Annotated in this window: 7 protein-coding genes; 3 read left to right on the top strand and 4 right to left on the bottom strand. The window is 64.4% G+C overall.

All coding sequences use genetic code 11. The annotated features are described in order from the left end of the window. The 3 genes from DBR23_RS27490 to DBR23_RS27480 all read left to right on the top strand — a co-directional run. On the top strand, nucleotides 1–666 hold a 666-nt coding region (locus DBR23_RS27490; RefSeq protein WP_233250789.1), incomplete at its 5' end, for a DUF429 domain-containing protein. An 84-nt stretch (nucleotides 667–750) separates the two neighbouring features. Beyond that, on the top strand, nucleotides 751–969 hold the full coding sequence (locus tag DBR23_RS27485; RefSeq protein ID WP_108500177.1) for a hypothetical protein: 219 nt from the start codon (nucleotides 751–753) through the stop codon (nucleotides 967–969). Nucleotides 970–1,077: 108 nt separating this feature from the next. Beyond that, nucleotides 1,078–1,749 carry a histidine phosphatase family protein gene (locus tag DBR23_RS27480; RefSeq protein ID WP_108500176.1) on the top strand — a complete coding sequence of 224 codons (672 nt, stop codon included), beginning with the start codon at nucleotides 1,078–1,080 and terminating at the stop codon, nucleotides 1,747–1,749. Nucleotides 1,750–1,764: 15 nt separating this feature from the next. Here DBR23_RS27480 and DBR23_RS27475 read toward each other — a convergent pair whose 3' ends face one another. The 4 genes from DBR23_RS27475 to DBR23_RS27460 form a co-directional block, all read right to left on the bottom strand. Then, the gene (locus DBR23_RS27475; RefSeq protein WP_146191470.1) at nucleotides 1,765–2,505 is read right to left on the bottom strand and encodes a hypothetical protein; all 741 of its coding nucleotides are present in this window, start codon (nucleotides 2,503–2,505) and stop codon (nucleotides 1,765–1,767) included. A 365-nt stretch (nucleotides 2,506–2,870) separates the two neighbouring features. After that, entirely contained in the window at nucleotides 2,871–3,830 is a 960-nt protein-coding gene (locus DBR23_RS27470; protein ID WP_108500170.1) for a hypothetical protein, read from the bottom strand. Nucleotides 3,831–4,062: 232 nt separating this feature from the next. After that, the gene (locus DBR23_RS27465) at nucleotides 4,063–5,406 is read right to left on the bottom strand and encodes a tetratricopeptide repeat protein (RefSeq protein ID WP_108500169.1); all 1,344 of its coding nucleotides are present in this window, start codon (nucleotides 5,404–5,406) and stop codon (nucleotides 4,063–4,065) included. A gap of 23 nt (nucleotides 5,407–5,429) precedes the next feature. After that, the coding region (locus DBR23_RS27460) for a hypothetical protein (RefSeq protein WP_108500175.1) at nucleotides 5,430–5,947 on the bottom strand (518 nt) is incomplete at its 5' end.

Here is a 5,947-nt window from a genome sequence, read left to right as displayed (position 1 = left end):
GTGGGCGGGTTCGACCTGCCTTTTGGCCTGCCGCGCGAGCTGGTGCAGGCGCTGGGCTGGCCCACTGACTGGCTGGCGTGTATGCAGCACTACCGCGGCCTCAGCCGCGAGCAGATTCGCGCGCAGTTTGCGGCGTTCTGCGATGCGCGCCCCGTGGGCGGCAAGTTTGCCCACCGCGCCACCGACGGGCCTGCAGGCTCCAGCCCCTCGATGAAATGGGTGAATCCGCCCGTGGCCTACATGCTGCACGCAGGCCTGCCGCTGCTGCTGGATGCCGGGGTGCACCTGCCCGGCCTGCACCCTGGCGCCCCTCACCGCGTGGCGCTGGAGGCCTACCCCGGCCTGCTCGCGCGTGAGGTGCTGCAGCGGCGCAGCTACAAAAGCGACGACCGCGCCAAGCAGACGCCCGACCGCCTCATCGCCCGCAAAGACCTGGTGAATGCGCTGGAGCTGGGCCAGACCCGCCTGGGCCTGCGCCTCAAGCTCAGCCACGCCCAGCGCGATGCGCTGGTGCAGGACGCCAGCGGCGACAGCCTGGACGCCGTGCTGTGCCTGCTGCAGGCCGCCTGGGCCGAGCAGCGCCATGCCGAGGGCGATGCGCTCTATGGCCTGCCCCCAGGGCTCGACCCGCTCGAAGGCTGGATCGTGACGGCTGAAAAGCCGTGACCGGCCATTCCACCGCTTTTTCTGGCATTGATGCGGCGCGGCCTGCGTAGCATGGAGGGACATTGCCAGATGCATTGCATGCCCATGTCTTTAGTCCCCCGCTGCTTGCTAGTCCTGGCTCTGCTGGCCCCGCTGCTGGTACAGGCCGCCCCCGCGCCCTGGTATTACTGGCGCAGCCTGGTTGATGGCCAGCGCGTGTGCGCGCAAACCTCGCCCGGCCCTGGCTGGGAGCGCGACAGCGCCGCCTACGAAGGCCCCGGCTGCCAGCCGCGCCGCAAAGTGCTCATCGTGCCTATGCGGTAGTGTCTGCCGTTGTTTTGTTATAAAAATAATAGCTATTAAGGCATACTGGACGGGCGGTAGCGGCCAAAAAACCTTGCAATCGTGTGTGTACATTCGATAATGGCACGCATGACTGAATTGATCCTGATCCGCCACGGCGAGACCGACTGGAACCGCGAACTGCGTTTTCAGGGCCACGTGGATGTGCCCCTCAACGCCACCGGCCACGAACAGGCCCGCCGCCTGGCTGAGCGTCTGGCTGCAGAGCGCCCCGTGGTGCACCACCTCATCTGCAGCGACCTCATCCGCACCCAGCAGACCGCCACGCCCAGCCTGCAGGTGCTGTTCCCCCAGGCCCGCATCGACACGCTGACCGACAGCGCCCTGCGCGAGCAAAACTTTGGCGTGGTGGACGGCAAGCGCGTGGACGACGTCAAGCAGGAACACGCCGATGCCTGGAACCAATGGCTGCGCTTTGAAGCCGACTACGGCATGCCCGGCGGCGAGACCACCCGCCAGTTCCACACCCGCGTGATGGCCGCCGTCTACCGCATCGCCCAGCAGCACAGCGGCCAGACCGTGATGGTGGTCACCCACGGCGGCGTGCTCGACATGATCTGGCGCACGGCCCGTGGCACGGGGCTGGACGGCCCGCGCCAGAGCGACATCCCCAACGCGGGGCTCAACCGCGTGCGGGTGAGTGGCGATGCCGTGGAAGTGCTGGACTGGGCCGATGTGCGGCACCTGGCGGATTTGCCGGAGCAGCCGGTGTACGACCAGACGAAGTTGGTGGTGCGGTGAGGAGGCCCGAGGTCTTTACCCGCCTGCATAGATGACACCTGGGCGTGTACCGCCCAGGTCATCGGTATTGGGGTCCTGCACAGGCTCCACACCAAACATGCGCCCTAGTGTCACGAAGCGGTAGGTACCGCGTCGATCGGTGTAAACGGCGACTCCCTGCGGCGTCAGCGCAATGGGATACCAGTCTCCGGCAACACGCTCATCTGTTTGCTGGCTGACCAGCTTACCGTCCGCTCCGTACAGCCTCAGTTCGCCTGTGGCTGCGAGTTGGCGGCTGCCCTGCTTGGAGGAGAAAGCGCGCACCGAGTGCAGGACAAACTGTCCCCCCGGCGCCAGCGTGAGAGCAGGCTCAGGGTCGCTGCCGGGAACGCCCTCAATCCGTACGATGCTGCGTTGTGTACGGTGGAGCAGCGCATAAGCCGCACCGTGGGCATTTTGAGAAGCTGTGTATCCAATCAGCGCGGTGTTGGCAGATGTTGCGAGCGGGGTGGCAAATGTCACCGTGGCGCCGCCCGCGTAACGGCTGAGCTCTGCACGCAGCTCAGAAGTCAGGTCGATTTCAGCCAGCTGGGGCTTGAGCCGCCCGTCGGAGCCACGTGTAATGCTTGGCGGCGTTCCATTGAGTACATCAAAGCTGCCCAGATCCTGTCGGCTCTGCAAAGTCCATGCAGGCACTGAAAATTTGAGGAGACTGTAAGGCATGCGTCCGCTTGTGTCGTCACGCTGCAACTGGGCAGATGCAACGATGAGCGCCATTCCTTCATCCTGAGGCAGGGCATCGGTCAACGAGGCCGGTCTGGCCAAACAGCTGTCAGGTCGCACGCCTGCTGCCGGCAGCTTGGCCACGGCGGGAGGGCTGCCGCTGCGGTCTGACAGTTGAAAGCTTGCTACCTTGGCCTGTTTCGCAAGATCCAGGTGGTCAACGGTGCCGTTGCAATACACCACATACAGATGCTGCGAGTTCTCTCTCCCGCTAGCCGCCGTGGAAGCACGTACTTGCGACGCGGTGTTTGCATTCTCTGGGGAACACGCCGCCAAGAGCAAAGACAAGGCAAGTACGCCGGACGCAGCTAGCAGACCGCGTGGGCGGGTCGCAATGGAATCAGAGGTTGTCAGCACGTTCAGAAGTCCGATTGGGCAAGCACGTTCTCTACATAGTTTGGATCACCGACCGTGCCTCTGGCGGCTACTGGCACTCGCTCCCATTCGGCAAACCCCCGCTGGCCGCTGGAATCCACCGTTACGAAAAGAGCGCCGTTATCGAGTCGTACCCTGTACTCATGCAAGCCATTGGCATATCCGTTGAAGCCGCGAAGTGTGTCCAACTCAAGTTGCTCCGGCGTGTAGTCAGGTAATTCCACAGGCAAGGCGGGCAGCCCTTGTGCGGTACGAGCGCGGTTCCATGCAGTCACCAGATTACGAAAACGCTCTCCGCTACGTACGTTGCGAGGGTAAGCGCGGGCAATGCGTTCCTTTTCCAAGTACAGCGCCCATCCGCCGCGTACATTCTCTTTCCAGCTCCAAGTTTGATCGGCTGTAGGTGCAGGGCGTGTCAGTTGGCACAAGCCAACGCCGCCAAGACCATCGCTGCTGTACTTCGGCCAGTTACCTGGCGTCCGGAACTGTTGGAGCGAGCTTTCCTGGCGCATTTTCTTTCGAAAGACGGCGCGGTTAGCCCCAATGCTGTTGGCAAAGGCGCGTATGGCCGTACCAGTGGGATTTGTTCCCGCGATCGTCCATGTCGCCTGGGCGCGCTGCTCAGTCCCTCCGGCGCGCAAAATGACTTGCACCGTCAACACGCCGCCCCGTATTTCGGTGAAGGGTATTCGCCAACTGGCGTTGGCACTTACCTGCGGAGCGATGCGGCTGTGCTGCGTGCTTCTGCCGCCGCCAAAGGTGGCATTGGTGGCTGGTGAACTACCGTCAAAAGCAAGGGTAGCCGACCACTCGTATATGGGGGCGGCACCCGAGGGCATGGGCTGGTTTTGTAGCGCCGCCGTCACTACGATGGTGGGCATCTCTGCCTCGGCGGTGATAGAGAAGCGCGGGCCTGCGGGCTGGCTGGAAATGACGAGAGGCATGGTGGGTGCCGACTGGGTGTCTCACTCGCTCTCTACGACGCGGCATGTGGATGCGTCGATTGGCACAGCCCGCAGGTCGGCATGAAGTTAAACGGCCCACAATTGTCAGTTCCAGATTCTCTGGAAACACGGATTGATCAGCCTGTTGGCTGTATCTGGGTGTGAAAGTCGTTACGCGAATCCAAGTCTGGTTGCGTTTGCTGTGGAGCGCGTTGGGAAGCGGCTTTGGGACTCAACCCGGCAATTTCAGCGCTGCATTCACCACCCCCACTTGCCGCGCCAGCCTCACCGACTCCGGCTGCCCATTCACTATCGGCTGCAACACGTTCTGCACCGCCGCCCACTGCCCTTTGCGCTGCAGTGCGTCCAGCCAGATCTGGTGAAACAGATCCCGCTGCGCGTGGCTGCCGCCAATCTCCACCAGCCTGGGCAGGGCCACGCCCAGCTTCTCCACTGCCGTCGCCCAGTCGCCCTGCGCATGTGCCAGCAGGCCGTGGGCGGCAGGCACGCACACCTGTTGCCACACGGTGCGTTCATGCGCCTCGGTGCGGGTGGCGGCGTGGGCTGCGATGTCGTTTTGCAGCGTGCGCGCGGCCTCCATGCGCCCGGCGCGGGCCAGGCCGTAGAGGTATTGCAGGTCCAGAAAGGGCAGTACGTGGTCGGCCAGGCGCAGTGCCAGGTGGTCGGCCACGTCGGTCCAGCGGCCGCCCACATCCACACCCGCCAGCTCCAGCCGGGCGAGCAGTGACACGGCGTTGATCTGGTCTTGCGTGTATTCCTTGACCACGCCCCAGACCTGGCTGTCGTAGAGCGCCAGCACTTCGGCATGCCGGTCTTGCTCCAGCAGAAACAGCGCCTGGTGCCACCAGTTGTGAGTGACCATGAAGGAGTTCAGGCCCGTCCAGGTGTCGCCCACGCTGGCCATGAAGTCGGTACCTTCGCGGATGCGGCCCTGGGTCAGCATGACGTGGGCCAGCGCGTGGTGGGCCCAGGGCTCTTTGCGGCACAGGGTGATGGCGTGGCGTGCGGCGCTTTCGGCCTCTTGCAGGCGGTGGCATTGCTCCCAGCCAAAGGCCAGCATGCCGTGCAGGTAGGGGACCTCGGCCGCTGCGGGCAGGGCCTGCAGCGCCAGGCGCAGCATGCCCGGCGAGTCGCCGCGGTTGAACAAATGGTATTGGCCGAGCTTGAGGGAGGCGAGGTCGCGCGGGTGCAGGCGGGCTTGCTCTTCGTGCAGCGCAATGGCGCGGGGCAGGTCGCCATCCACCCAGGCGGCGACGGCGGCCACAAAGCGTTGTTCACGCTCGGTAGCCTCCGTAGCGCGGGCCAGGGCCTGGTCGATGAAGGGGCGGGCGTTGCGCGGGGCGTCTGCCGACTCGGCAAACATGTGCAGTGCGGCGCAGCTGGCCTGAACGATGGGGCTGGTGTCGGCCGCCGCGTTCAGCACGTTCACCGCGCGGGCCTCGCAGGCGATGAAGCCTTCTACAAAGTCATTCAGCGCTGTCGCGCTGGCCTCGTCGTGCAGCGTGATGGGGTTGCCCAGGCTGTCGGTCATGCGGGTGTGCGTGGAGGATGGCATGGGGCATTGTTGGGTCGCTGGGCTCAGCCGCCGTTGATCAAGGTCAGGTAGGCGTTGCGGGTTTCGGCTGAAACGGAAGCGACGAGCTGTTCGTGCGGTGTCTGGTGCCGCGCCAGCATGCGGGCGCTGGCCACGGTTTTGGACTTGCAGTACCAGTGGCAGGTGTGCTGCATCAGAAACAGCTCGGCCGTCATCATGTAGGCGCGGTCCTTGGGCGACAGGTGGCTGGTGTTCTGCACCACATGGGCAATGCCGCGCGCGTGGATGGCAAGCGCACGACGCACGTCAAAGGTCATGGCGGGCAGCAGCTTGTCGGCAAACGGGATCGGCACGGAGAGCCGGCTGACACGGGCATGGGCTTCGTCCACCTTGGCAAAGTCGGCGGCAAAGCGGCTGAACTGCTCGCTCAGTTGCGACTCGGTGGTGCTCAGCAGGCTCCAGATCTGGCTGCGGCGCTCGTCGGTGCTTTCACCCAGGGCGCGCAGGTAGCCGTCGGTCAGCGCCTCCATCAGCTTTTCGATCTGGTAGTTGGCCAGGTGTT

The organism is Acidovorax sp. HMWF018, assembly GCF_003061035.1.
Lineage (GTDB): Bacteria > Pseudomonadota > Gammaproteobacteria > Burkholderiales > Burkholderiaceae_C > Acidovorax > Acidovorax delafieldii.
The sequence above is the reverse complement of the archived record's forward strand: the minus strand, read 5'-3'. Positions and strand labels throughout refer to the sequence as shown.